18 protein-coding genes are annotated in these 25,389 nt (G+C 51.5%); 12 read left to right on the top strand and 6 right to left on the bottom strand.

What is annotated here, in order from left to right; genetic code table 11:
• Window positions 1-56: 56 nt before the first annotated feature.
• On the top strand, window positions 57-1,004 hold the full coding sequence (locus C8E01_RS08775; RefSeq protein ID WP_116542983.1) for a TraB/GumN family protein: 948 nt from the start codon (window positions 57-59) through the stop codon (window positions 1,002-1,004).
• Between the two features lie 108 nt (window positions 1,005-1,112).
• Here the strand turns inward: C8E01_RS08775 and C8E01_RS08780 are convergent, their stop codons facing one another.
• The gene (locus C8E01_RS08780) at window positions 1,113-2,111 is read right to left on the bottom strand and encodes a glycosyltransferase family 9 protein (protein ID WP_116542984.1); all 999 of its coding nucleotides are present in this window, start codon (window positions 2,109-2,111) and stop codon (window positions 1,113-1,115) included.
• Window positions 2,112-2,114: 3 nt separating this feature from the next.
• Entirely contained in the window at window positions 2,115-3,860 is a 1,746-nt protein-coding gene (locus tag C8E01_RS08785) for a helix-hairpin-helix domain-containing protein (RefSeq protein ID WP_116542985.1), read from the bottom strand.
• A gap of 118 nt (window positions 3,861-3,978) precedes the next feature.
• On the opposite strand from C8E01_RS08785, the gene C8E01_RS08790 reads away from it, so the two are divergent.
• The 6 genes from C8E01_RS08790 (at window position 3,979) to C8E01_RS08815 (ending at window position 8,842) form a co-directional block, all read left to right on the top strand.
• Window positions 3,979-4,377, top strand: a complete 399-nt coding sequence (locus C8E01_RS08790; protein ID WP_243409489.1) for a hypothetical protein — start codon at window positions 3,979-3,981, stop codon at window positions 4,375-4,377.
• A 55-nt stretch (window positions 4,378-4,432) separates the two neighbouring features.
• Complete coding sequence (locus C8E01_RS08795) at window positions 4,433-4,996, top strand: lysozyme inhibitor LprI family protein (RefSeq protein ID WP_165820599.1); 564 nt, start codon at window positions 4,433-4,435, stop codon at window positions 4,994-4,996.
• Between the two features lie 101 nt (window positions 4,997-5,097).
• Window positions 5,098-5,502 carry an EVE domain-containing protein gene (locus C8E01_RS08800; protein ID WP_116542988.1) on the top strand — a complete coding sequence of 135 codons (405 nt, stop codon included), beginning with the start codon at window positions 5,098-5,100 and terminating at the stop codon, window positions 5,500-5,502.
• A 106-nt stretch (window positions 5,503-5,608) separates the two neighbouring features.
• Window positions 5,609-7,087, top strand: a complete 1,479-nt coding sequence (locus C8E01_RS08805; RefSeq protein WP_116542989.1) for a hypothetical protein — start codon at window positions 5,609-5,611, stop codon at window positions 7,085-7,087.
• A gap of 275 nt (window positions 7,088-7,362) precedes the next feature.
• Entirely contained in the window at window positions 7,363-7,911 is a 549-nt protein-coding gene (pyrR, locus tag C8E01_RS08810) for a bifunctional pyr operon transcriptional regulator/uracil phosphoribosyltransferase PyrR (RefSeq protein WP_116542990.1), read from the top strand.
• Window positions 7,912-7,918: 7 nt separating this feature from the next.
• Entirely contained in the window at window positions 7,919-8,842 is a 924-nt protein-coding gene (locus tag C8E01_RS08815; RefSeq protein WP_116542991.1) for an aspartate carbamoyltransferase catalytic subunit, read from the top strand.
• Window positions 8,843-9,796: 954 nt separating this feature from the next.
• On the opposite strand, the gene C8E01_RS08820 is transcribed toward C8E01_RS08815, so the two are convergent.
• The 3 genes from C8E01_RS08820 to C8E01_RS08830 form a co-directional block, all read right to left on the bottom strand.
• Window positions 9,797-11,251: an OmpA family protein gene (locus C8E01_RS08820; protein WP_165820600.1), complete on the bottom strand. Its 1,455-nt coding sequence runs from the start codon at window positions 11,249-11,251 to the stop codon at window positions 9,797-9,799.
• 384 nt (window positions 11,252-11,635) lie between these two features.
• Window positions 11,636-12,928 (bottom strand): aminopeptidase P N-terminal domain-containing protein, encoded by a 1,293-nt coding sequence (locus tag C8E01_RS08825; RefSeq protein WP_116542993.1) that lies wholly within the window; start codon window positions 12,926-12,928, stop codon window positions 11,636-11,638.
• Window positions 12,929-13,115: 187 nt separating this feature from the next.
• On the bottom strand, window positions 13,116-14,114 hold the full coding sequence (locus C8E01_RS08830; protein WP_116542994.1) for a glycosyltransferase family 9 protein: 999 nt from the start codon (window positions 14,112-14,114) through the stop codon (window positions 13,116-13,118).
• A gap of 162 nt (window positions 14,115-14,276) precedes the next feature.
• Here C8E01_RS08830 and C8E01_RS08835 point away from each other — a divergent pair, with 162 nt between their 5' ends.
• The 4 genes from C8E01_RS08835 to C8E01_RS08850 all read left to right on the top strand — a co-directional run bounded on the left by C8E01_RS08835 (window position 14,277) and on the right by C8E01_RS08850 (window position 20,018).
• Window positions 14,277-15,029 carry a hypothetical protein gene (locus tag C8E01_RS08835; protein ID WP_116542995.1) on the top strand — a complete coding sequence of 251 codons (753 nt, stop codon included), beginning with the start codon at window positions 14,277-14,279 and terminating at the stop codon, window positions 15,027-15,029.
• Between the two features lie 65 nt (window positions 15,030-15,094).
• Window positions 15,095-16,333, top strand: a complete 1,239-nt coding sequence (locus C8E01_RS08840) for a M16 family metallopeptidase (protein ID WP_116542996.1) — start codon at window positions 15,095-15,097, stop codon at window positions 16,331-16,333.
• Between the two features lie 119 nt (window positions 16,334-16,452).
• Window positions 16,453-17,097, top strand: a complete 645-nt coding sequence (locus tag C8E01_RS08845) for an O-methyltransferase (protein WP_116542997.1) — start codon at window positions 16,453-16,455, stop codon at window positions 17,095-17,097.
• Between the two features lie 341 nt (window positions 17,098-17,438).
• Window positions 17,439-20,018, top strand: coding sequence for a LysM peptidoglycan-binding domain-containing protein (locus C8E01_RS08850; RefSeq protein WP_116542998.1), 2,580 nt, complete (start codon window positions 17,439-17,441; stop codon window positions 20,016-20,018).
• A gap of 74 nt (window positions 20,019-20,092) precedes the next feature.
• Here C8E01_RS08850 and C8E01_RS08855 read toward each other — a convergent pair whose 3' ends face one another.
• Complete coding sequence (locus tag C8E01_RS08855; protein ID WP_116542999.1) at window positions 20,093-21,421, bottom strand: MFS transporter; 1,329 nt, start codon at window positions 21,419-21,421, stop codon at window positions 20,093-20,095.
• A 286-nt stretch (window positions 21,422-21,707) separates the two neighbouring features.
• Between C8E01_RS08855 and dnaE the strand changes: the two genes are divergently transcribed.
• Complete coding sequence (gene dnaE, locus C8E01_RS08860) at window positions 21,708-25,331, top strand: DNA polymerase III subunit alpha (protein WP_116543000.1); 3,624 nt, start codon at window positions 21,708-21,710, stop codon at window positions 25,329-25,331.
• Window positions 25,332-25,389 lie beyond the last annotated feature (58 nt).

Genomic DNA, 25,389 nt, shown 5'->3' on the forward strand with positions numbered 1-25,389 from the left:
TGCAAAACTACAGCTATCCCGCTCAATCTGAAACAACCTTTTATCATCTTATACACATGCATTTCAAAAACAAAATTGCCTGGCTATACCTGTTAGTAGCCTTCCTTATCTGCCCTACCCTCAGCCAGGCCCAGAAAGTAAAATCAAAACCGGCTAAAACGACTACTGCCCAGGCACAGCCTGTTACCTCCGCCAAATCGTTACTCTGGGAGATCAGCGGAAACGGTCTGAAGCAGCCGTCTTACCTGTACGGCACTTACCACCTGCTCAACGCCAGCTACCTGAACACGGTACCGGAAGTAACTGAGCGGTTTATGGAAAGCCGTGGTGTGGTGGTAGAAACCGAGATCGATTCAGCTAAAATGATGCAACTGGGTGCCAAAATGGTGATGCCAGACAACAAGCTCTCAAACCTGTTGAGCAAAGAGGATTATGCCCTGGTAAACAAGGAAATTAAAGAGCAGTTTGGCTTTGAGCTGAGCATGGCCGACCAGATGAAGCCGATGACACTGCTCCTGATGCTTTCCCTGAAAGACTACCAGCGCATGGAAGTGCTGAAGGAATACACCGGCCAGCCGCTTGACATGTATTTTGCCAGCTACAACAAGAAAAGCAAAAAGAAGGTGAGCACACTCGAAACCATGGAACAGCAGTTTGACCTGCTTTACAACCACCATCCGCTGGATAAGCAGGCTGAGCAACTGGTGTCTTATGTGAAGAACAAGGAAACGGCTATGCAAATGTCTGACAAACTCGTGCAGCTATACTTTGACAAAGACCTGGCAGGTATGTGGGCGCTTTCACATGAATACAACGAACTGACCGGCGGTGGCGACATGGCCTACATAGCCGACGACCGCAACAAAAACTGGATGACCAAGCTCCCTGCCATCATGAAAGAGCAGTCTACTTTTATAGCAGTTGGTGCCATGCACCTGCCTGGCGAAAACGGCCTGCTGCAGTTGCTGCAAAGAGCCGGCTACACCGTGAAACCGCTGCAGTAAACCAAACCTCCAGGTATAGCTATACCTGAAAACGGCATCGCCCGCACAAGTTTAAACCTGTGCGGGCGATGCTGCTTTTATACCTGCCTAGTGTATACCTAAGCTGCTTTATACCTTAAAAGGCTGTCGCTCGATGGCACTGAAATCGATATCGCGCATGCACTTGAAATGGCCCTTGGGGCACTTGCTATACCCAATTTTAGAGCAGGGCCGGCAAGGCAGTCCGTTTACTTCGAGCACCTTATACCTGGTCCTGAAAGGATACATGCCAAACTCAGGTATGGTATTGCCCCACACACTGATGATGTCCTTTTGAAAAGCCGCCGCAATGTGCATCAGCCCCGTGTCGTGGCTCACCGCCTGCTGTGCCTGCCGCACCAGCGAGGCCGAACCAGCCAGGCTATACCTGCCACAGGCGTTGTAGATGGTTGTTGGTTGTTGATTGCTTGTTGTTGATTGATTAAAATGAGCAGCGATCTCCTCTCCTACCACTGCGTCTTCTTTGCCACCTAGCAGGACGATTGGCTGTTTTAGCTCCGCACACAGCTCGATGATGCGCTCCGTGGGAAGTCGCTTGGTATAGTGCTGTGCCCCGATGGCGAAGGCTGTATACCCTCGCCGGAAGGGCTCCGGAAGTGAATTAATGTCTACTTCGGCATCGGCAGGTATAAAGTAATCCAGCCCTTTGCCGTCGTCTTGTATACCCAGTGGCGCAGCCGCCACCAGGTAGCGGTTCACAATGTGCACGTCCGGCAGGCGGTTCACTTTCAGATTCACCATCAGCCACTTCTCAAAGTTGAGTTTATCGAAACTTTTGGAGGCTTTGCCCAACCGCATTTTGATGATGCGGGTGCGCAGGTTGTTGTGCAGGTCTACTATAAAGTCGAAGTTCTCGGCCTTGAGTTGCTGCACCAGTTGGTTCAGGCTGCCGTCCAACGTATGTACCTTATCGATGTAAGGGTTGGGCACCAGTATACCTCTAAAGGCCTGCTTGGTGCCGTAATGCACTTCTGCGTCCGGCACCTGCTGCTTTATGCAGCGCACCACCGGCGTTGTCAGCACGATGTCGCCGATAGAGGAAAAACGGAGAATAAGGATTTTCGGCATTCGCTACTTTATCTTCTCGCTCCGGGCCTTAAAATACGCTTCCACTTCCTCCGCAGACTTCGCATTGAAGGTCATCTCTTTGGTCAGTCCACCTTTGCGGCCGACCAGTACGCCATAGCGCATGTCGTCGTAGCCGCTGGTGTGGTGGGCATCCGGGTTAATGCTCAGCATCACGCCCTTCTCCAGCGCATAGTGCACCCATCGCCAGTCGATGTCGAGGCGCCAGGGGTTGGAGTTGATTTCGATGATCACGTTGTTGGCAGCGCAGGCGTCGATTACCATTTTATGATTGATCGGGTAGCCTTCGCGGCGCAGTAGCAGGCGACCGGTTGGGTGACCGAGCATGGTGGTATAAGGGTTCTCGATGGCTGTGATCAGGCGGGCCGTGGCCTTCTGCTCATCCATGTTGAGGTTACTGTGGATGCTGGCCACAATGAAGTCAAAGGTCTTGAGGATATCCTCTTCGTAGTCCAGGGAGCCATCGCCCAGAATATCCGACTCTATCCCTTTGAATATCCTGAAAGGCGCCAGTTTCTGGTTCAGCTCGTCAATCTCTTTCTGCTGCCGCAGCACGTCTCCCTCGCGCAAACCACCGGCATAGGCGGCCGTTTTGCTGTGGTCGGATATACCTAAATACTGGTAGCCCATGTCGCGGCAGTAAGTGGCCATTTGCTCCAGGGTATGGGCGCCGTCCGAGTAGGTGCTGTGATTATGCAGGATGCCTTTCAGGTCACCAAGCTCCAGTAGCTTCGGCAACTTGTTTTCCATGGCAAGCTGCAGTTCGTTGGCGCCTTCCCGCAGCTCCGGCACGATGTAGGCCATACCTGCCGAGGCGTAGATATCCTCTTCAGAACTGTGACTGCTTTCGCGGACTACGGTGAGCATATTTTTGCTGGCTGCAAATACCTGGGAAAGGTGTGCTGGCGAAGAAGAGCGTATGAAGCGTTCATTCTGGAAATTAGCCGGGCTGGCAAAGCGGATCTCAGTGGCCAGTCCGCTCAGGCTGTGCTTGCCGCGCCATACCATGGGGCCTGAGCTTAGCTCGTCCTGCTGCAGTTCATCCAGTTTGTTCAGGGTAGTTTCCGCTTCTGTTGGATTGTCGGTGCTCACAACCAGTTCCAGCTTCACTACTATCTCCAGGCAACGGCGCACATCGCCAACCAGCGCTACTTCAGCATCTGGAAGGGCCTGTTGTACCTGCTCCAGCAATGCCTGGGCAGCTGATTCGGCTTCTGCATAGAGCAGTTTGCCTCGGTTCTGCTGCGTAAACAGTAGCGCCTGTTTGATGTTCTCCTGGGTTTTGGCACCGAAGCCTTTCAGCTTGCTTACTTTGTCCTGCTCGCAGGCGTCGAGGAGTTCCTCCACTGTTTCCGCTCCCAGCTCTTTCCAGAGGTTACGCACTTTTTTCGGGCCAATGCCTTTGATGCGCAACATCTCTACCACGCCCGGCGGCGTTACCGAAAGTAGCTGGTCCAGTTCTGTAAAAGAACCCGTCTCGGTGATCTCGATTACGCGGGCGGCGATGCTCTTGCCCACGCCTGTTATACCTTCCAGCTCGGCCTGGCTTTTGAGTGACAGCGGCTCCTCTACCAGTTCCAGCGCAGCGGCGCCGTTCACGTACGAACGCACCTTAAACGGATTTTCGTCGTGCAGCTCCATGAGCTCGGCGGCCAGCTTAAACAGCTTTATGATTTTCTTATTTTCCAAGACGATGTTGTGTATAAGTACAAAGATAGAAAAAGCCGCCATACCTTTGCCACCCCCATCCGGCGTCCTTTTATATTACGGGGCTTCTATATAAAGCAGGAAATCCCTATCTTGGCTATCTATTTAGCTGTTTGTAAAAGACGCTCACAAAACAAAAAATATGAAATACGCTTCGCTCTTATGCGTTTTGTGCCTCATGTTGCTGGCCAACACCTGCCGAAAGCAGGCAGAAGCTGAGCTCCTGGGCCAAACCTGGTTACACTCTTATGAAGAAGACGAGGAGGATGTGCTCGTGTATCGGCCCAACAGCTACGACTTTCCTCCGTCAAGAGGGCGAACCGGCTTTACGTTGGAGCGTGAGGGCGTGGCCAAGCAGTATGTTATAGCCCCTGCCGACGGGTTGGAAGAACATGTCGGCATCTGGGAGTACAAAGACAAGAACACCATACGCGTACACATCCAGGGCAACGGCTACCCCGAGCAGCGATACACCATGGAAGTCGTGTCGCTCAAAGACAGTGTGCTGAAGGTGCGGATAAAGCCTGAAGTGCAGGACTAGTTGCTGATAAAAACTTTGAAGGTCGCGCTATAAGCTAGTTATGGGCAATAAGTATATGAAAAAGCTTACGATAATTGGGGTACTATTATTGATAGCCTTTTATGGTGCCTCAGGTCAAGACCCACGACCTCTAACTGAGAAAGAGTTGACTCAGTTGAAAAATGAAATTGAGATACAATCGAAGAATTTAAGGACTCAATTAGAGGAGGATGATTCTTTTATTTCGGATTATCAAAAGGAAATTTCTATTGAGTTTACCGTAGATACTTTTAAAATTGAAAAGGTGTACGGTAAAAGAATAGATGTAGATTATTCAACAAAAGGAATGGTAAATGCTACCCATGAACTAAAAGGAGAATATGACAAACTATTGAATAAGTACTACAAAATTCTAGTTTCAAAATTGTCTCCATCTGATCAGTTGGTACTAAAGGAAGCACAAAGAAGTTGGATCGCTTACCGCGACAATGAAAGTAAGTTAATAGGAGTAATGTCAAAGGGTGAATATTCTGGAGGAGGAACAATTCAAAGGATGATAGTATCATCTAGTATTCTGACTTTAACAAAAGAAAGAGTGTTTCAATTAGTATCTCATTTGTCTTCGATTGCAGATGAATAAAAAATTAAAGCCCATAACAAGACCTACAAGGTAGCTTCGCCATCTTATAGCAGAGCCGATTCAACCTAACTATTATAAAGAAATTACCTATACCTTACCACATGCAATACTGGTTAGTAAAATCAGAACCTGAGGCCTATTCCTGGGCCAGATTTGTAAAAGAAGGCCGTGTATGCTGGGACGGCGTTCGCAATTACCAGGCCCGCAACAACCTGCAGCTGATGCAGCCTGGCGACCTGGTGCTGTTTTATCATAGCGTGTCTGAAAAAGCCATTGTGGGCATGGCCAAAGTAGCGAAAGCCGCCTACCCTGACCCAAGCGCCGATGACCCGAAGTGGATGGCGGTAGACCTGGTACCGGAAAGCGAATTTAAGGCTCCCGTAACATTGGACCAGATTAAGAAAGACCCACGCTTGGAGAACATTGCCCTGCTGCGTCAGTCGCGCCTGTCGGTGATGCCGCTCAAAGCCGAGGAGTTTGACGTGCTGCTCGCCCTGGGCAATTAAACCGGGGCGGCTTGCCGCACACAGGCACAACGTTACTTTACAAAAAAGAGTACAAAGCATTTAACTGCCTTATACCTACTGCCAGCCGGCAGCACAAGATTGTAACATGCCATACCTGCGCCCTTTGCTGTTCTGCTTTGCTGCGCTGGCACCTGTCCTGTTGTGGGCACAGGAGCCCCTGCAGCCCGTGCGCCTCGAGCTTCCCTATCAGCTCGAAACCAGCCGTGTAGAGGTAATGGCCCTGCCCGACAGCAGTCTGCTGGTTTACAGTCGCAAGTCCGACACATGGGCAAAAGACCCTGATTTCACCCTCGAGAAGTACAACGCACAACTGGAGCCTGTCTGGAAAAGCCAACTGGATCTAAAGCCTGAGTACGAATTTGTGCGCCACTACACCGAGGCGCCCTTTACCTATCTCATCTTTCAGGCAGCCAAACCCACACTCTATACCTTCGTGCGCCTACACCTGGGTAGTGGCGCAGTAACACAGAGCGAGTTAACACTCGACAAAGTAGAGTACATTTATGAATTCAATGTGCTGCGCGGCAACCATTTCCTGATCACCGGCAACAATTACGACACAAAGCCAAACCTGCTATACCTAAACCCCGAAAAACCACAGCCCACCATGCTACCGGCCCTTTATGGCGAAGAGTCCTCTTTCTCTGACCTGCATACCGACCACGTGCATGGTCGCGTAGATGTAGTGTTGGTCGAGACTAACCGCCGGGTATCGCGCTTGCAGGTCAAGAGCTTTGACCACAACGGCAAGCTGCAGCAGAACTACTTTATTTTGCAGCCCCAGGCCAGGAGCCTGCTCAACGCCGAGGTAACACCCGGCGACACGCTTTCCCGCATGTTGCTGGGCACTTACGGGGCCAGGGACCTACGTTTTGTGCAGGGCTTTTTTACCTCGCCGGTGGCTTCTAAAATTGTGGAAGGAGAATTTTACTCGCTGCTGGATCTGCAGAACTTCTTTAAATACATGAAGCCCCGCCGCGAAGAGCGCACCCGCAAGCGTGAGTTCGCCCGCATTGCTGCCGGTAAGGAGCCCCTGCAGCGCTACCGCATGCTCCTGCACGACCTGATCCAAACTCCCAACGGGTATGTTCTGGCCGCAGAGGTATACTTTCCGCAATATCGCAGCAGCAGCGGTTACTTCGACAGCCGTGTCAGGGGATTGGAACGAGTGGCGCAGGCTTACAAGCGTACGCATGCCATTGCCCTGGGCTTTGATCGGGATGGTATTCTGCTGTGGGACAATACTTTCCCGCTGCGCGACGTGCTAACCTCCTCTCTTACCCATGCTGTAGAAATAGCCAGCTTGCCTGATGGTCGCCTGGTGATGGCCCACCCTGACCGTGAGAAAATTATCTATCGCCGGATGGAGCAGAACAAGTTTACAGACAAGGAAACCTCCATAGAGCTCCTGCCTTACGAAAAAGAAGAAAAAATCATCAGCACAGATTTGCCAGGCCTGATCCGCTGGTATGGCCCTCACTTCGCCGCTTTCGGCTTCCAGCGAGTACGCGTCCCGAATGGCCCCAACCGCGCAGTCTTCTACATCAATAAGATTAGTTTTTGATGGTTGAGTTGTTAAATTGTTGAGGGTTGAATCGTTGAGATTCAGGTTGTTGCATTACTTTTGGTTAATCTGCTCAATTTTCAAATGATTTATGGGTGCTTGTTGAGTTTTTATCAGAATTGTCGATTCTAATCTGATTCACTCTTCCTGATATCAATCAGCAATTAACAATTGTCAATAAGCAATTCAACAATTCAACCATCCAACAATTTAGCCATTTAGCTATCCTACAATTCAACTGAACATCCTATATTTGCAACCAAGACCCCCAGGCTATGCAGAAAAGACTCATCGTAAACCACCAGTTGCTCGAGATTATGGTGATGCGCCTTTGTCACCAACTCATCGAGAATCATGGCGACTTTTCTGATTCTGTGATCATTGGTCTGCAGCCCCGCGGACGCCAGGTGGCACAACGCATCCAAAGCACCCTGAAAGCTATACTCGGCACTACCGTTCCAACCGGCTACCTCGATACCACGTTCCACCGCGACGATTTCAGAAGAAGGGAAACGCCGCTGGCCGCCAACGCCACGCACATCGACTTCCTGATCGAAGGCAAAAAGGTGATCCTGGCGGATGACGTGCTCTATACCGGTCGCTCGGTAAGGGCCGCGATGGATGCCATGATCTCTTTCGGACGCCCGGCCAATGTGGAGCTACTGGTGCTCATCGACCGCCTCTACAGCCGCCACCTGCCTATTGAGCCAACCTACGTAGGCCGGCGCGTTAACTCCCTGCAATCGCAGCGGGTGCTGGTGGAGTGGCAAGGGTCCGAAATACAAGAAGACAATATCTGGTTAGTGACCAAAAACGAAGAATAAAGCACCCATGCAAGAGCTCAGCGTCCGGCATCTACTCGGCATCAAAGACATTACAGCAGAAGACATTCAACTCATTTTCGAGACCGCTGATAACTTTAAAGATGTTCTGAACCGGCCCATCAAGAAAGTGCCCTCGATGCGTGATATTACCATTGCCAACGTCTTCTTCGAGAACTCTACCCGCACACGCCTTTCCTTCGAGCTAGCCGAAAAAAGGCTTTCCGCCGATGTGATCAATTTCTCGTCCAGCGGCAGCTCCGTGAAGAAAGGCGAAACCCTGCTTGATACAGTAAACAACATCCTGGCCATGAAAGTGGACATGATCGTGATGCGCCACTCCAGCCCGGGAGCTCCACACTTTCTGAGCCGCCACATCGACGCCAACATCGTAAACGCCGGCGACGGCACCCACGAGCACCCCACCCAGGCCCTACTCGACTCCTTTTCCATTCGGGAGAAGCTGGGCGAAGTAGCAGGCAAGAAAGTAGTCATTATCGGTGATATCCTGCACTCGCGCGTAGCCCTTTCCAACATCTTTGCCCTGCAGAAACTCGGTGCCGAAGTTATGGTATGCGGCCCTGTCACGCTGCTACCCAAGTATATCAAAGAGCTGGGTGTAAAAGTGGAATTTGATGTCCGCAAAGCCCTTGCCTGGTGCGATGTAGCAAATGTGCTGCGTATACAGCTCGAGCGCCAGCAAATGAAGTATTTCCCATCTCTGCGCGAGTATACGCTCTATTATGGCATCGACAAGAAGATGCTCGACAGCCTCGATAAGGAAATCGTGCTCATGCACCCTGGCCCGATCAACCGTGGTGTAGAGCTCAGCTCCGATGCTGCGGATTCCCATCATTCCATCATCCTCAACCAGGTAGAGAACGGCGTGGCCATCCGTATGGCAGTGCTATACCTGCTGGCTTCGAAGCAGTAAAACTCACTTTATCATTTTTGAAGAAAGCTGTATAGGTATAGCGGCGTTCGCAACCGCTTGGCTATTTTGTCGACTTGCCGGCGGAGCTTTCTTTATCTTGTAGTTACCGTTAGTGCAGGTATAGCAGGTATGGCGCAAGCGTCCACGCTCGTGACGGCTATGGTGGGGCCTCTGGCCTCTTTGTCTGGTATGCCTATACCTGGCGTAGCTGCTGCTGTAGGTATAGCAAACTGTTTTGTTCTATAGCTTGCCCTGGCCGGGCGGGTCTTACTTTTTTCCCTGATGAAAACCGAGGGCCCCTACCCCCACTCGCTGACCGCTCTTGACAGGAGGACCCCTTCACCCCCAACACAAAATCGTCACTGGGGCACCTGTCATAGTTATCTGCTTCGTAGTGGACGTGCGAGTTAGTCTTGCTACACCTGCCGGTGGTCTTCCTAAAGCATTTAGAACTTATACCTTGGGAGGTAATGGCGGAGATTCCCCTCTGGGGGTAGGGGTCCTCTATAAGAGAGGGGTAGAGGTGTGTTAATCGTGCACAAATAGTAAGCAGCTACAATGCTATACCTGTAAATTGGCAGTTACAGATTCCCCGCCTTATACAAGGAGGGGTTAGGGGTGGTTGGATCCGGTACAACAAAAGGACTGCTGTTCTACAATACTATACCTGTAAATTGGCAGTTACAGAAAGTCCCCCTTCGAAGGGGGCAGGGGGATGACAATCGTGCTCGAGAATCCTGTCAATCCTTAAATCCTGAAAATCCTGATTCAGACAAGCTATACCTCTGTAGCCCACTTATACTCTCACTAATCTGCAAGACGCTGCGAGTTTTTTTCACTTCCATCCGACTCTGAAAATCCTTAATCCACACTACAGCTCCCCACTAACACAAAAAGGCCCCGCAGATTGCTCTGCAGGGCCTTTTTAACGTTTAACCTTAACGGCTATTTATGTTACTCCAGATTCAGTTGCATGTCTGGCGTGTTCATCTCGAATCCGACACGTCGGTTCTGAGCACGGGCAGCAGCAGTTCTGGCTTTAGAGAGTCTTGTATTAACCTGTACAAGTGGCTGAGTTTCACCGTAACCTCTTGTTACCAAACGGTCTGGGTTTTGTACACCACGCTGGATCAGGTAATCCTTCACAGCTTGTGCTCTTTGCTCAGACAGTGCCTGGTTGTACTCTTCTGAACCGATGTGGTCAGCGTGACCTTTGATCAACAGTACGTGGTCAGGGTATTTCTCAAGCGCTACCACGATGCTGTCAAGCAGCTGGCGGTAACCGTCTTGTACGCGAGCCTGGTCAAATTCGAACTTAACTTTCTCTTCGATCAGTTTCTTAGTACGATCGTCCAGCTCAGGGCAGCCTTTAGTTTCGGCAGTACCTGCAGAGTTAGGGCAAAGGTCTTCGTTATCCGGAACACCGTCACCGTCAGAGTCAACTGGGCAACCATCGGCACCTACTTGAACACCAGATGGCGTGTCAGGGCACTTATCGTCTTTGTCTGGAACACCGTCACCGTCGCTGTCTGGGCAACCTTGTGTGGCAGCAGTACCTGGCTCGTCTGGGCACTGGTCATCTTTGTCAGCTACACCGTCACCGTCGCGGTCAGGGCAACCACCCAGGTTAGCTACGCCAGCCTCAGTAGGGCACTCATCCTGGTAATCCGGAACACCGTCGCCGTCAGTATCGATTGGGCAACCGTCTTTGTCAACCTGTACGCCAGTTGGAGTGTCAGGGCACTTGTCTCTTCTATCCGGAACACCGTCAGCGTCAGTATCTTTCGCTTTGCCCAGGTTAATGCCAAGGCCGATGTTGTGCTGCAAGAAGCGGTCGTTGATGTTCGACTCGATGTTGTCATACTTGTCGTTGCTAGTGAAGTGTGCTCTTGTTTCCAGGAATAGGCTCACGTTTTCAGAGAATCTGAAACGAAGACCAGCACCACCAAAACCAGCTCCGGCAATGAAGTTATCTTCATAGTTGCCAGTTGGCGAAGTACCTTCTGGTCTTACGAAGTGAGCACCACCACCTACCGACAGGTATGGACCGATGAAAGCATCTTCTTTCAGGATGTTGCCATACATTTTCAGTCTCAGTCCAACCATGGCCATACCCAGTTTGGTATTCATGGAGTATCCGAATCTGCTGAATTCAGTGTTACCGTAGCTCAGGTGCAGACCAGCGTCGAAAGACGGGCTCAGGTATTGGTTCAGCGATACGCCGCCTCCCCAGCCCATTTTACTTTTCCACCAGTTGTTTCCTAAATCACCTTTATATTGGAGCGCACTTCCATATAGCTGGAGGTTTGTCCGTTGGTCAGCGTTTTGCGCTTGTACCTCTGTATTGGCAGACAGTAGGAATACAAAAGCAAAAGCAGTTGTAAATAGTTTCGTTAGAGTTTTTCGCATAATTTTAAAAAGTATATTTTGATATGACAATACGTACATATTTTCAGGTAAGTTTTTTTATATTTCTATAAAAAAACAGACGGAACGTATATTTCGATACGTCAGGCGGGTAGTTGTTGCATTGTTGTAGTTTTTATCCATAAGCAAAAGCATTTTGTTAATGTCTAAAAAATGTCCTTGACAGCTTAAATCTTAAATCTACTCCTATACGTTGGTTGCACTACTTTACCTGTTATTTGCAACCGTGTATCACTCTAATTCAACCTTTTTTCAGGTCGAGGGTTGTGTGCTCAACATCAATAAATGCAAAGCATCTGTTTTTTAACGTAAATACAATAAAAAAGGCTGCAAGTAGTTATATGTAAACCCTTGCTATGCACGCTCTTAGCGCTTTTGCATCAGCCTTTCAATGTCATCTGCCTCCATCGGAATATTCTTCATCAGGTCCACCGGCCCGTTTCGTGTAATCAGAATATCATTCTCCAATCGCACACCTATACCTTCTTCCCGGATATAGATACCTGGTTCGCAGGTAAACACCATTCCCTCTTCAAAAGAGCGGTACTTGCTGCCCACATCATGCACATCGAGCCCTAAGTGGTGCGAGGTGCCGTGCATAAAATATTTCTTGTATAGCGGGTTAGCCGGGTCCTGGTTGCGCACATCACCTGCATTAAGCAAGCCGAGTCCGATCAGTTCATTCTCCATCACCGTCCCCACAAACGCGTGGTACTGATCAAGCGAGTTGCCGGGCACCAGCATTTGGGTGGCCGCTTGCATCACACGCAGTACCGCATCGTATACCTCGCGCTGGCGCTTGGTAAACTTACCGTTCACCGGCACGGTGCGCGTCATATCAGCGGCATAGTTGGCGTACTCTGCCCCAACGTCCAGCAGCAAAAGGTCGCCGTCCTTACACTCCCGGCTATTGTCGGTGTAGTGCAGGATGCAGGCATTCTCGCCCGACGCGATGATGGGGCTGTAAGCCGGGCCGCGTGAGCGGTTGCGTATAAACTCGTGATAAAGCTCTGCCTCCACTTCGTACTCCATCACCCCGGGCTTGATAAACTGCAGTAGTCTGCGAAAGCCCAGTTCGGTGATATCGCACGCTTTACGAAGAAGGTCTATTTCGGTTTCGGATTTGATGGCACGCAGGTGGTGCATGATGGGGGCGCTGCGCTCGTAACGGTGCAGCGGGTATACCTCCTGGCACCATTTAATGAAGCGGGCATCGCGTGTCTCTACCTCTACCACGGCACGCAGGTGCTCGTTGGTGTTCAGGTATACGTGCTCGGCCTCGGCCATCAGGCTGTTGAAAACCTGCTTAAAGTCTTTCAGCCATAGCACAGAGGCTATACCTGACGTTTCGCGGGCCTGCTCTTTGGTAAGCTTATACCCTTCCCATATCAGGATGTGCTCGTTCGACTCACGCACAAACAGCACTTCCTTCATGCGCTCGTCGCGTGCGTCCGGGAAAAGCAATAGGATGCTTTCCTCCTGGTCTACTCCCGAAAGATAGAAGAGGTCGCTGTTTTGACGGAACGCCATGGTGCCATCCGCATTGGTCGGCATTACATCATTAGAATGAAAAACAGCAAGAGAGGAAGGCTTGAGCTGCCGCACAAAATTGCGCCTGTTATAGCAGAACAGCTCCCTGTCGATGGGCTGGTATTTCATAGTTTTGTAGGTATAGTAGCTAGGTGCAGTAGTTCGTCAGGTTCTGAGGCCCGACTGAACTTGCACTGCAAAGGTAGTACTTTTATATCAACTGCAAATACCTTTATAGAAAAAACCTAATATTGCAGCTGCCTCTAACTTGTCTTATACCTTTTACTCCCACACTCTGGTCACTACTATAACCTGCTCAGGCTGTGCGGTTAGCGAGCACTTCCAGCAACTGTACTGTTCCTATATCTTTTGCACATTTAAAATGTCCTTCCGGGCAGGACTTATAGCCATGCAGACCACAAGGACGACAGTAAAGTGGCTCTTTTTTCTCGACAACGGCTGAGAAATTGGCCAGCGGTCCGAAGCCAAAGCGCGGCACCGTGGAGCAGAAGATGGCACAGGTAGGTGCATCCAAAGCAGAGGCCAAGTGCATGGGGCCGGAGTCGTTCACGTAGTTGAGGACGGCATCGCGCATCAGGGCCGCCGACTGCAGCAGGTTAAGCTGTCCGCACAGGTTTTCCACCCGCCGGTTTCTGGTTTTGCTGATGATCTCCTCGCAGTGGGCTTTGTCGGCCGGTGCCCCGAGCAGGTATACGGTATACCTGTTGTCCAGCTGATCGAGCAGCTCCACCCACTGCTCCAGCGGGTACTGCTTGGTAAACCAGACCGAGGTAGGTGCCATGCAAATAAAGGATTCCTGCTTTAGCGGCTGCACTCTGTTAAAGTCTTCCGGAGAAGGGTATAGCCTGGGCTTGGCCGCTTGTCCGTCGGTGATGCTGGCGATAAGCAGGTGGTTGCGCTCGACCTCGTGCGTACTGGAGTCAATGTCGTGCGTGTAGCGGCGGGTAAAGAAGCGGGAGAAAGGATTTTTGTCGAAGCCTATTGTCTCCCGGGCACCAGAAAGTGCGGTGAGTATACCTGTGGCCCCGAAGCGCTGCAGGTTCACTACCAGGTCGTAGTGCTCCTGCCGGATCTGCCGGAGCAGACGCATCAGGCTTTTGTACTTGCCTTCCTGCTTGTTCCAGATCAGGACCTGCCGCAGCAGCGGGTGCCCTTTCAGCAGCGACTCGTTGCCTTTGCGAACCAGGAAGTCGAGCTGCGCCTCCGGATAATGGGCATGCAGTTTTTCCACCAGCCCCGTTGCCAGCACCACATCGCCCAGAAAGGCGGTCTGTATGATCAGGATCTTTTTCATCAGGTATAAGCTGCCGCAAAGCTACGCCAATGCGGCTAGACTTGAAAGTTTAGAAGCTGCAGGTATAAGTTAGCCCGGCCTTTCACGGAAAAGAGCAAAAATATTTTTCTTCTTAGCGACAGGAAAGTTAGTTTAGCAGTTCTTTTAGCCACGCTTCCCCGTATGAAATCACTATTACATCCCACTAAACTCTTTGCAGCTGCCCTCCTCTTCCTGACCACAGGTTGTGTGTCTACCTACATGCCCAATGTGCCTAACGTACCCATGTTCACTGAAAAAGGCGAACTGAGCGCCGGCGGACACATCACACCGAAAGGCAATATCACGTTCAACACGGCCTATGCCGTTACCGATAACATCGGGGTGATGCTGAACGGCTCCATGCTGAACCAGGAGCGCAAGAAGCGGGACTTCCGCCATAACCTGATAGAGGCCGGGGCTGGCTATTTCACCACGTTTGGTTCGAACCAGAATCGGGTGCTGGAGATATACGGTGGCTTTGGCGGTGGCAGCAGCGACCGCACCGAGAAAGAAGAGAAAGAAGGCGTGATGACCTATACCCGTCGTGAGGCAGGTTTCAGCAAATATTTCACGCAGGTGAATTTCAGCTCCAAAAAGAAAAAGTCGCTGCGCCTGTTCGGAAACGAGTTCCCGCTCAACTACGGTACGGCCCTGCGTGTAAGCTACGTCAATATGAACAAGCACCTGCTCAATGCAGTAGAGCAACCCAAAGAGGACAACATTTTCCTGGAGCCGATCTTCTATACCCGCATGACGCTCACGCCATCGGTGCAGCTGCAGTACACGAGCGGCAGTAACTTTGGTCTGCGCAACCGCAAGGCGCTCACCGCAGGCTATTCTGTATTTTCGCTGGGCTTCGTGATCAACGTCGGCGGCCGCAGCCTCGACCGCTAACATTCGGCGGGCAAGCAGCCTATTTTGGTAATTTTGCCTATCTTTGCAGGCTAATTGCGAACTGAATGCTTGATTATCATATTCATACATTGCCGAACGGTATTCGAATCGTTCACAAACAAGTACTACATACCAAAATAGCGCACAGCGGCTTTATCCTGGACCTGGGCAGCCGCGATGAGCAGCCTGACCAGTTAGGGTTGGCCCATTTCTGGGAGCACATGGCCTTCAAAGGCACGGCCAAGCGCAAGTCTTTCCACATCCTCAACAGACTGGAGTCGGTGGGCGGCGAACTGAACGCCTATACCACCAAAGAGAAGCTCTGCTTTTACAGCTCCGTGCTCGACAAACACTTCGATAAGTCTTTCGAGCTCCTCACCGACATTACCTTCCACTCCATCTTCCCTGAAAAGGAAATCGAGAAAGAGCGAGGCGTGATACTCGAGGAAATGGCCATGTACCTGGACACCCCGGAAGAGGCGATCGTGGATGAGTTTGACAATGTGGTGTTCGACTCTCACCCACTTGGCAACAACATTTTGGGTACCAAAGAAAGCGTGTCTGGTTTCAAGAAGGACGACTTTCAGCGTTTTATTAAAGACAACCTGAGTACTGAGGCCCTGGTGTTTTGCTCGGTGAGTAACCTGCCTTTCGAAAAGGTGGTAAAGCTGGCCGAAAAGTATTTGGCTGACATTCCGACCATCAGCAAACCACGACAGCGCGTCGCTTTCGAGAAATACATACCGAAGACGGTGACGTTCGAGAAACCGATCTCACAGGCGCACTGCGTGATTGGCTGCCCGGCTTACGCCCTCAACGATGACCGCCGCATACCTTTCTTCATGCTAGTGAACCTGCTTGGTGGTCCGGGTATGAACTCACGCCTGAACCTGGCCGTTCGCGAAAAGCACGGCCTGGTGTATACCATCGACGCTAACTACGCTACCTACATTGATACCGGCCTGCTGTCTATTTACTTCGGCACGGAGAAGAAGCAGCTCAAGCGCACCACCTCCCTGGTGCTGAAGGAGCTCAAGAAGCTACGCGAAAAGCAACTGGGTTCGCTGCAGCTGCATACTGCCAAAGAGCAGCTGATGGGTCAGCTGGCCATGGCCGAAGAAAGCAACATGGGCCTGATGATGATGATGGGCAAGAGCATCCTCGACCAGGGTCATATCGACACCCTAAACGAGATCTTCGAACAGATCAAAAATACCACCGCCCAGGACCTGATCGATATTGCCAACGACGTGCTCCGTGAAGATAAGCTGAGCTTCCTGAATTATGTGCCTAGTAAAGACTAAAGGCTAAATTGCTATAGGGTTACATTGTTAAAAAGGCGACTCCTACAGAGGCTGACTGCCACTAATTCACTAATTGAGAAAACAACAATTTAACCATCAACCATTTAACAATTAAACAGATGGAATTTCTGGACGAAGAACTGCAACAGTACGCAGAGGAGCATACCTCGCCGGAGTCGGCGCTGCTGCACAAGATAAACCGCCAGACGCACCTGAATGTGATGCGACCGCGCATGCTGTCCGGTCACCTGCAGGGCCGCCTGCTTTCCATGTTCTCCCACATGATCCGTCCCAAGCAGATCCTGGAGGTGGGCACCTATACCGGTTATTCGGCCCTTTGCCTGGCGGAGGGACTGCAGGAGGACGGCACACTGCACACCATCGACATCAACGAAGAGTTGGAAGACACGGTGCGTGGTTATATTAAGGAGGCGGGCCTGAGCGAGAGTGTGAAATACTACATCGGCAATGCCCTGGAGATCATTCCTACCATCGACGCTACTTTTGACCTGGTGTTCATTGATGCCGACAAGTATAATTATGCCAACTATTACGATCTGGTAATCGACCGTGTACGTTCAGGCGGCTACATCATTGCCGACAATGTGCTCTGGAGCGGCAAGGTGCTGGCCAAGTACCGCAAGAAGCTCGATGAAGACACAGCTGCGCTCCTGGATTTCAATAAAAAATTACAGGACGATCCGCGGGTAGAAAACATCCTGCTGCCTGTGCGGGACGGGCTAATGGTTGCCCGCAAAAAATAACAGAGAAGCGGCCCGTGCCGCTTTTTTTGTGTCTAGTAGGTATAGCTGCCAGGTATAGAAAAAGTGCCGGGGTATAGGTATACCAGACCACATCGAATAACCTCTACTCTGCAGTTGTTGGCGCAACAGTCCGCAAGTGCTCCCCTTTACTTATCAACACTAAAAAATTTCTATAAAATAACTTCGTTCTAAGCTTTAGAATGCGGGGTAAATTGCGTTAATTTTGCAAGTGTATCTCTATATAGAGAACATACTATACCTTAATGAGTTATCCACATCTGTTTCAACATATACTGTAGCCGTTTTGTGGATAGCTTGGCTTACTTTACCCGTTTACCTTTATGAAGAGACCATTACCTTTCCTGCTCCTCCTGCTCCTGCCATTGATTACTATGGCACAAACTGTCACCGTGCCTCACAACTTGTATTTTGGTGACATCCACCTGCGCATTTCACCCCGGGCACAGGAAGAGATTCAGAAAAAAGTGGATGCCCTGCACCGTAGTCCCAAGTACTTTCAAATGAAAGTAGAGTTGGCTGATGCCTATTTTCCGCTGATTGAGCGCACGTTTCAGGAAGAAGGCGTTCCGGACGATTTCAAATACCTGGCCCTGCAAGAAAGCGGCCTGCGCGGCGATGCCGTGTCAACCTCCAATGCGGTGGGCTACTGGCAGTTCAAAAAAGAGGCAGCCCTGGACTTCAACCTGCGCATGGACCATTTGGTGGACGAGCGCCGGCATATTGTGGAGGCCAGTCGTGGTGCTGCCCGTTATTTTAAGCGCAGCAACAACTACTATAACAATTGGTTCAATGCGCTCCTGTCGTATTACCATGGCTACTCGGGCGCCAAGGCCTATACCAAGGAGTCTGACAAGGGCAGCAAAAAGATGGACATCACAGAAAAATCCGATCCATACCTGTTGACTTTCCTGGCACACAAAGTAGCCTATGACAGCTTTATCGGAAAGAGCGCTCCGCCCGTGGTTTCACTGCGTGAACTGCGTGCCACCCCCGGCCAAAGCCTCGCTGACATTGCACTAGCTTATGAAACCGATCCGTCTGAACTGGAAAGATACAACAAGTGGTTGCTGGGCGGCACTATACCTGCCGACAAGGATTATTACGTGATGCTTCCGGTTCGCCACACGACCGAGCCTGGCATTGTGGCATCTACAGAACCGGTTCGCACAGCTCCTATCCGCCAGACGGGTACTATACCTGCGGCAGGCAGCATTATTAAACGTAACAACTTGAACGCCATCGTGGCCGGCAAAGGCGATACCAAAGACAAACTAGCCATCAAAGCCGGTATTACCACCCGCAAGCTGCTGCGCTTTAACGACATGCGCGACTTCGACAAGTTCGAGGAAGGCGAGGCTTATTACATTGAAGCAAAACGACTGAATGCCGACAAAGAGTACCACGTGGTACAGCACGGAGAAACCATGCAGGAAATTGCCCAGCAATACGGCATCCGCATGGACTATCTGCAGTTTAAGAACCGTATGAAACGCGCGGAGGTGCCTGTACCGGGTCGCGTGCTTTGGCTGCAGAAGCGCCGTCCCGCCAAGGTGGCCATCGAAGTACGTGAGTTAAAGCCAGTACCGGGTGCTGAAAAGCAGAATGTTACAGAGGCCCAGGAAAAAGACCCACAAACTGCTACGGCTTCGGCTAAGACAACAGCTAAAGAGCCTGCTGCCCAGCAAGAGGATTTCCTGACCCGCTTTAAAAAGAGCTGGAACAAACTGAAAGGCCAGCCGACAGCCCCTGAACAAAGTGAAGCACAAACTGCTGCCACAGAAAAACAGGAAGAGGAAACTGTTGCCGCCGCTACGCCTGCCAAAGAAGCTGAACAAGGTATAGCCCAAGAAGAAACAACAACAGAGGTGGCCGTCACCACAAAAAATGAAACGGTGCCTATACCTGTGATGAAGCAGCCAGAGCAGGAGGTGAAAGCCACAGAACCAGTTGCACAGCAAAAAGCGACAACGCCAGCCGCTGCGGAAAAGCCAAAGAATACCACGCTATACCCTGGCAAGAAGGCCCAGGAAACAGAGGAGCAAAAAACGGTAGTTCAGGAGACGCAAGCTGAAGTGACAGAAGAGGAGAATGCTGAGTGGGCAGTAGGTCTGAGCGAAGATGTGTTTGTGGGTTTCTCCGGAAACGAGGAGGAAGAAACAGCTGAAGTGTTCGAAGCGGAGAAAACAGTGGAAGCTGTTGCCACCGAGCGTGCGACAGCCAAGCCTACTCCTGTTAAAGCTGCACCGGCAAAATCAACCCCTGCTAAGACTGAGCCAGTTAAAACTACCCAAGCCAATCCGATAGCGAAAGAAAATGCTGCTCCGCCTACCAAACCTGCCCGCCACATCGTAAAGCAGGGCGAGTCGCTGTGGGCCATATCGAGGCTGTATGCCGTGACCGTGAACGACATCACGACCTGGAACAACCTCGGTGACGCGCCGATTAAAATTGGCCAGGAGTTGATTATAGCAGAGCCGCAGACATTACCTGAGGAGTCTGCCCGTAACGTTGAGGCAAATACAGAGCCCCCAGTTGCTGCTGAAAAAACCGAGATCCACACCGTATCTGCCGGTGAATCGCTGTACGTGCTGTCGCGCAAGTATAACGTGACGGTGAACGAACTGAAAGCATGGAACAACCTGCGTAGCAGCGCACTTTCCATCGGACAGGAGTTGCGTGTAACTGCTCCTGCTGATCAGGAGGGTAAAAACGAGGATCTGGAAGAAGCTCCTGCAGAAACCTTCACAGGTTCCAGCACCCAGCACACGGTGGCATCCGGTGAGAGCCTCTACCAGATCTCCCGCAAGTATGGTGTTACGATCAAGGACATTATGGAGTGGAACAACAAATCTGACTTCAACGTGAAGCCCGGCGACAAACTGACAATCAGAAAGAAGTAGTTCTTTAAAAGATCTCAAAACCGAAAGAGCCAGCTGCAATAACTGGCTCTTTCGGTTTTGAGGTATAGCTGCCATTATCGTTTCCCCGGAGGTCCGGTCAGTTTTGTAGCGGTGCGAAGACCGGTGGCAATCTCTGGTACAATGCCGAGGCGCTCGTAGATGGGCTGCACCATCAGGCGCAGGCGCTTCAGGTTCCAGGCGAAAGGGATAACACTGACAGCGCAAAGCAGACCACAACCCAGCAAGGTATAGGCTACCCCGACCTGCTCGGCAATAGCACTGGCCAGCATGCTGCCAAGTGGTGCCATCCCCATAAAGGCAGTGGCGTAAAGGCTCATCACGCGCCCCCGCTTGTCCTCGTCTACCAGCGTTTGAAGCAGCGTGTTGCAGGAGGCCATCGTCACGATCATACCGAAGCCCGTAAACAGCATCAGCACCAGCGATAGCCAGAGAATCGTGGAAAAAGAGAAAGCCATCAGGGCTGTTCCAAATAAAGTCATCGTAAAAACAATGACTTTACCGAGGCCAATCACCGATTTACGCTGCGCCAAAAACAAGGCACCTGATAAGGCCCCCAGCCCTGAAGCGCCCATCAGGTAGCCAAGCGTGTTGGCCCCACCGTGCAAGATGTCGCGGGCGAACACGGGCAGCATCACGCTGAAGGGCATACCGAATAAGCTGATCAGGCCCACGATTATGATAAGTGTCCGGATAGGCGGAAAACCGAAAGCATAGGAAAAGCCCTGCCTGAGGGAAGTCCACATATTCTCCTGCCGTATCTCCCGCACAAAGGGATTGAGACGCAATGTCAGGAGCGAAGCCAGCACCGCCAGGTAACTCACCGCGTTGATCAGGATGCAAACACCCTCCCCTACCCAGGCAATCAGTATTCCCGCAATCGAAGGCCCCACCAATCGGGCCATGTTGAACATCGAGGAGTTGAGCGCAATGGCGTTACTGATGTCTTCCCGCTTGTCGACCAGTTGCACCACAAACGCCTGGCGGGTCGCTACATCAAAGGCGTTGATTGTGCCGAGCACCACCATCAGCGTCAGCACATGCCATACCTGTACCGTACCGGTCAGCACCAGTGTAGCCAGGGTACCCGCCTGCAGCATCGACAGGAACTGCGTGACCAGCAATACATGGTGGCGGTTAAACTTATCGGCCAGCACCCCGGCGAAGGGACCAAGTAGAAAGGAAGGGATTTGATTGGCGAATGTGACGGCACCCAGGAGAAATACCGAATCGGTAAGGCGGTATATTAGCCAGCTAATGGCGATCTGCTGCATCCAGGTACCGATGAGCGATATGCCCTGCCCCATGAAAAAGACCCGGTAGTTGCGCGAGCGCAAAGCCCGGAACATCCCTCCTATCTTCCCTGAGTCAACTGTTTCTGTCATGCTGTTCCTTCGCTATGCCTGTTTGGCACAGGCTTTATCTTACGGTTAGTCGTGTTTGTTGAGTTATAATTATACGCTTTATTTATGAATGCCTGTCGGTAAATTACTTAATGCGCAGGGGATCAATACGAGCTTAGTTTTGTTTTGCAGCAGGGCTGTTTTTAGTTTGGGCAGCCGACCGATTTTCTGTAATTTTAACATCCCGAAAATGACCGAGAGTATAGAAAGAACTATACCTGCGTGTCATTCTTATTTCATCATTCGTCATTACTAATTCTGTATAGTCTTGCCAGTTTTTTCGCACTTACACACCCATACCCAGTACTCCCTGCTCGACGGTCAGGCCAGCATCAGCGCGCTCATGAAAAAGGCGCAGGCCGATGGCATGCCCGCCGTTGCCATGACCGACCACGGCAACATGTTCGCCGCTTTTAACTTCGTGAACGAGGCCAATAAGTATAACGTGAAGCCGATCGTCGGCTGCGAGTTTTATCTGGTGAAAGACCGTCACCTGAAAACCTTTACCAAGGAACAGAAGGACGTGCGGCATCACCAGTTGCTCTTAGCCAAGGACCAGGAGGGTTACCAGAACTTGGCCAAGCTCTGCTCGCTTTCCTACATCGAGGGGGTATACAGCAAGTGGCCGCGCATTGACAAGGAACTGCTGCTCAAGTATAGCAAAGGCCTGATCGCGACCAGCTGCTGCATTGGTGCCGAGGTACCGCAGGCGATTCTCTGGAAAAGCGAAGAAGAGGCAGAAGAGATATTTAAGTGGTGGCTCGATGTTTTTGGGGAAGACTACTACATCGAGATACAGCGCCACGGCCTGATGAACATCGACGGCACGGGCAAGAGCCAGGAGGACATCAACCAGGTGCTGCTGAAGTGGGCGAAGAAGTATAACTGCAAGGTAATCTGCACCAACGACTCGCATTATGTGGACCAGGAGGACTGGAACGCGCACGACATCCTGCTTTGTGTGAACACCGGAGAGGACCAGAGCACCCCGGTGGGTGACTTTACCACCAAGTATTACCGCTTCCTGAGCGACGACCAGAAGGTAATCTACGACACCGTGGAGAACGTGCGCAGCAAGTATAGCAATCACATGAACGTGCGTCAGATGCTGCAGCGCATTGACGAGGCCGGCCCGAAAACGCGTTTTGGTTTCCCCAACGACCAGTTCTACTTCAAGACGCAGGCCGAAATGAACCAGTTGTTCAAGGACGTGCCGGAGGCGGTGGACAATACCAACGAGATCGTAGACAAGATCACGCCGCCGAAGCTGAAGCGCGACATCCTGTTGCCGAACTTCCCGATTCCGCCTCAGCACGCTGACGCCGATGATTTCCTGCGCCACCTCACCTACGAGGGTGCAGCCAAGCGCTATTCTGAAATTACCGCTGAGGTTACCGAACGACTCGATTTTGAGTTGCACGTGATCAAGACCATGGGCTTTGCGGGTTACTTTTTGATCGTGCAGGACTTCATTAACCGTGGTCGCGACATGGGCGTGTTCGTAGGTCCGGGTCGTGGTTCAGCCGCCGGGTCAGCGGTGGCCTATTGTGTCGGTATCACGAACATCGACCCGATCAAGTATAACCTCCTCTTCGAGCGATTCCTGAATCCGGAGCGTGTGTCCATGCCCGATATTGACATCGACTTCGACGACGTGAACCGCCAGCGCGTGATCGACTACGTGGTGGACAAGTATGGCAAAACGCAGGTAGCCCAGATCATTACTTTCGGTACCATGGCTGCCAAATCGTCGATCAAAGACGTGGCTCGTTCTACTTCCCTGCCACTGGCCGAGGCCAACGAGTTGGCCAAAATGGTCCCTGAAACTCCGGGCACGACACTGGCGAAAGCCTTTATGGAAAACCTGGAGTTGGCAGCCATACGTGAGGGGACGGATGCACGTGCTGCCGTGTTGAAGCTGGCTGAGAAGCTGGAGGGCTCCGTGCGCAATACAGGTATACACGCGGCGGGCGTGATCATCGCGCCTGACGACATCACCAATTACATTCCTGTTTCGACCTCCAAGGACTCCGACCTGTTAGTGACACAGTTCGATGGCAAGGTAATCGAGAGCGCGGGTATGCTGAAGATGGACTTTTTGGGTCTGAAAACCCTGACCATCATCAAAGACGCCATGGAACTGATCAAGAAGAACCATGGGGTGGAGATTGATATCGACAACATTCCGATAGACGACGAGAAGACCTACGAACTGTATCAGCGTGGCGACACGATCGGTACGTTCCAGTTCGAGTCGGAAGGCATGCGCATGTACCTCAAGGACCTGCAGCCGACCAACATAGAAGACTTGATTGCCATGAACGCCCTCTACCGTCCGGGCCCGATGCAGTTCATTCCGAACTTTATCAACCGTAAGCACGGCAAAGAGGAAGTAGAATACCCGCACGAGCTGCTCGAGCCGATCCTGAATTACTCGTACGGGATTATGGTATACCAGGAGCAGATCATGCAGACGGCCCAGATTCTGGCCGGTTACTCACTTGGTGGCGCCGACTTGCTGCGCCGCGCGATGGGTAAGAAGGACATGAAAAAGATGGCCGAGGAGCGTGAGAAGTTTATTGCCGGTGCAATGGAAATGCACAAGATCCCGGCAAAGAAAGCTTCGGAAGTGTTCGACGTAATGGAGAAGTTCGCCCAGTACGGCTTCAACCGCTCACACTCCGCCGCTTACTCCGTGGTGGCTTACCAGACGGGTTACCTGAAGGCCCATTACCCTGCCGAGTACATGGCGGCGGTATTGACAAACAACATGAACGACATCAAAAAGGTGACGTTCTTTATTGAGGAAGCCCGCAAACAAGGTGTTGCTGTGTTGGGTCCGGACGTGAACGAGTCCTTGCTGAAGTTCAACGTGAACGAACAGGGGCAGATCCGATTTGGTCTGGCCGCTATCAAAGGTACCGGCGAAGCAGCCGTAGACGCCATTATTTCAGAAAGAGAAAAGAACGGCCCTTATCAGGATATTTTCGACTTTGCGAAGCGCATTAACCTGCGTGCCGTGAACAAGAAGACCTTTGAAAGCATGGCCTTGGCGGGAGCATTTGACTCGTGGGGCCTCTACCACCGTGCCCAGCTGATGGAAGTGCCGGAAGGCGAAAACATCAGTTTGCTGGAGAAGGCGGTTCGCTACGGCAACAACTACCAGGCGGAGCAACAGGCGGCCCAACAGTCGCTGTTCGGGGGTAGTGCCGCCGTGGCTTCGCCGCTACCGAAGATCCCGGAAGTACAGGTATGGACTCAGGCCGAAATGCTGCGCCGCGAGAAGGATGTGGTAGGTTTCTACATCTCGGGGCACCCGCTCGACCAGTTCAAGATGGAGATTGACTCCTATTGCACCTCCGCGCTGGCTGACATTGCCAACCACAAGAACAAAGACATTAACGTGGCCGGCATGGTGTCGGAGGTGGTGATCCGAACGGCTAAGAACGGCAACCCTTTTGCGCTGTTCTCCATCGAAGACTACGACACCACGCTGCAAATGGCCCTGTTTGGCGAAGACTACATGAAGTTCCAACCCTACCTGCGGCAGGGGCTATACCTGTTCATCCGGGGCAAGGTGCAGCTGCGCTACCGCACCGAAGACCAGTGGGAGCTCAAGCCAACCAATATCCAGCTCCTAGGCGACGTGATGGACAAAATGGCGCAGGGTGTGCAATTGAACGTTAACCTGCAATTGCTTACACCGAATATTGCCGAGGCCCTGGAAGAAGCCATCGCGACCAGTCCGGGACAGAAGCGACTGGAAATTACCCTGCACGTGCCGGACGAAAAGCTGGTGCTGCCCACTTACTCCCGCAAGTACCGCGTTGATCCAAAAGTGTTTCTAGGTCAGATCAAGGACCTGGGGCTGGGTGAGTGTAAGTTGCTGTAATTGATTTGAAAATTTGGAGACAAGGGAGATTCAGAGTTGAGTAGACCTGTCTCTTTAG

The sequence above is a fragment of the Pontibacter virosus genome, from assembly GCF_003096355.1.
GTDB classification, from domain to species: domain Bacteria; phylum Bacteroidota; class Bacteroidia; order Cytophagales; family Hymenobacteraceae; genus Pontibacter; species Pontibacter virosus.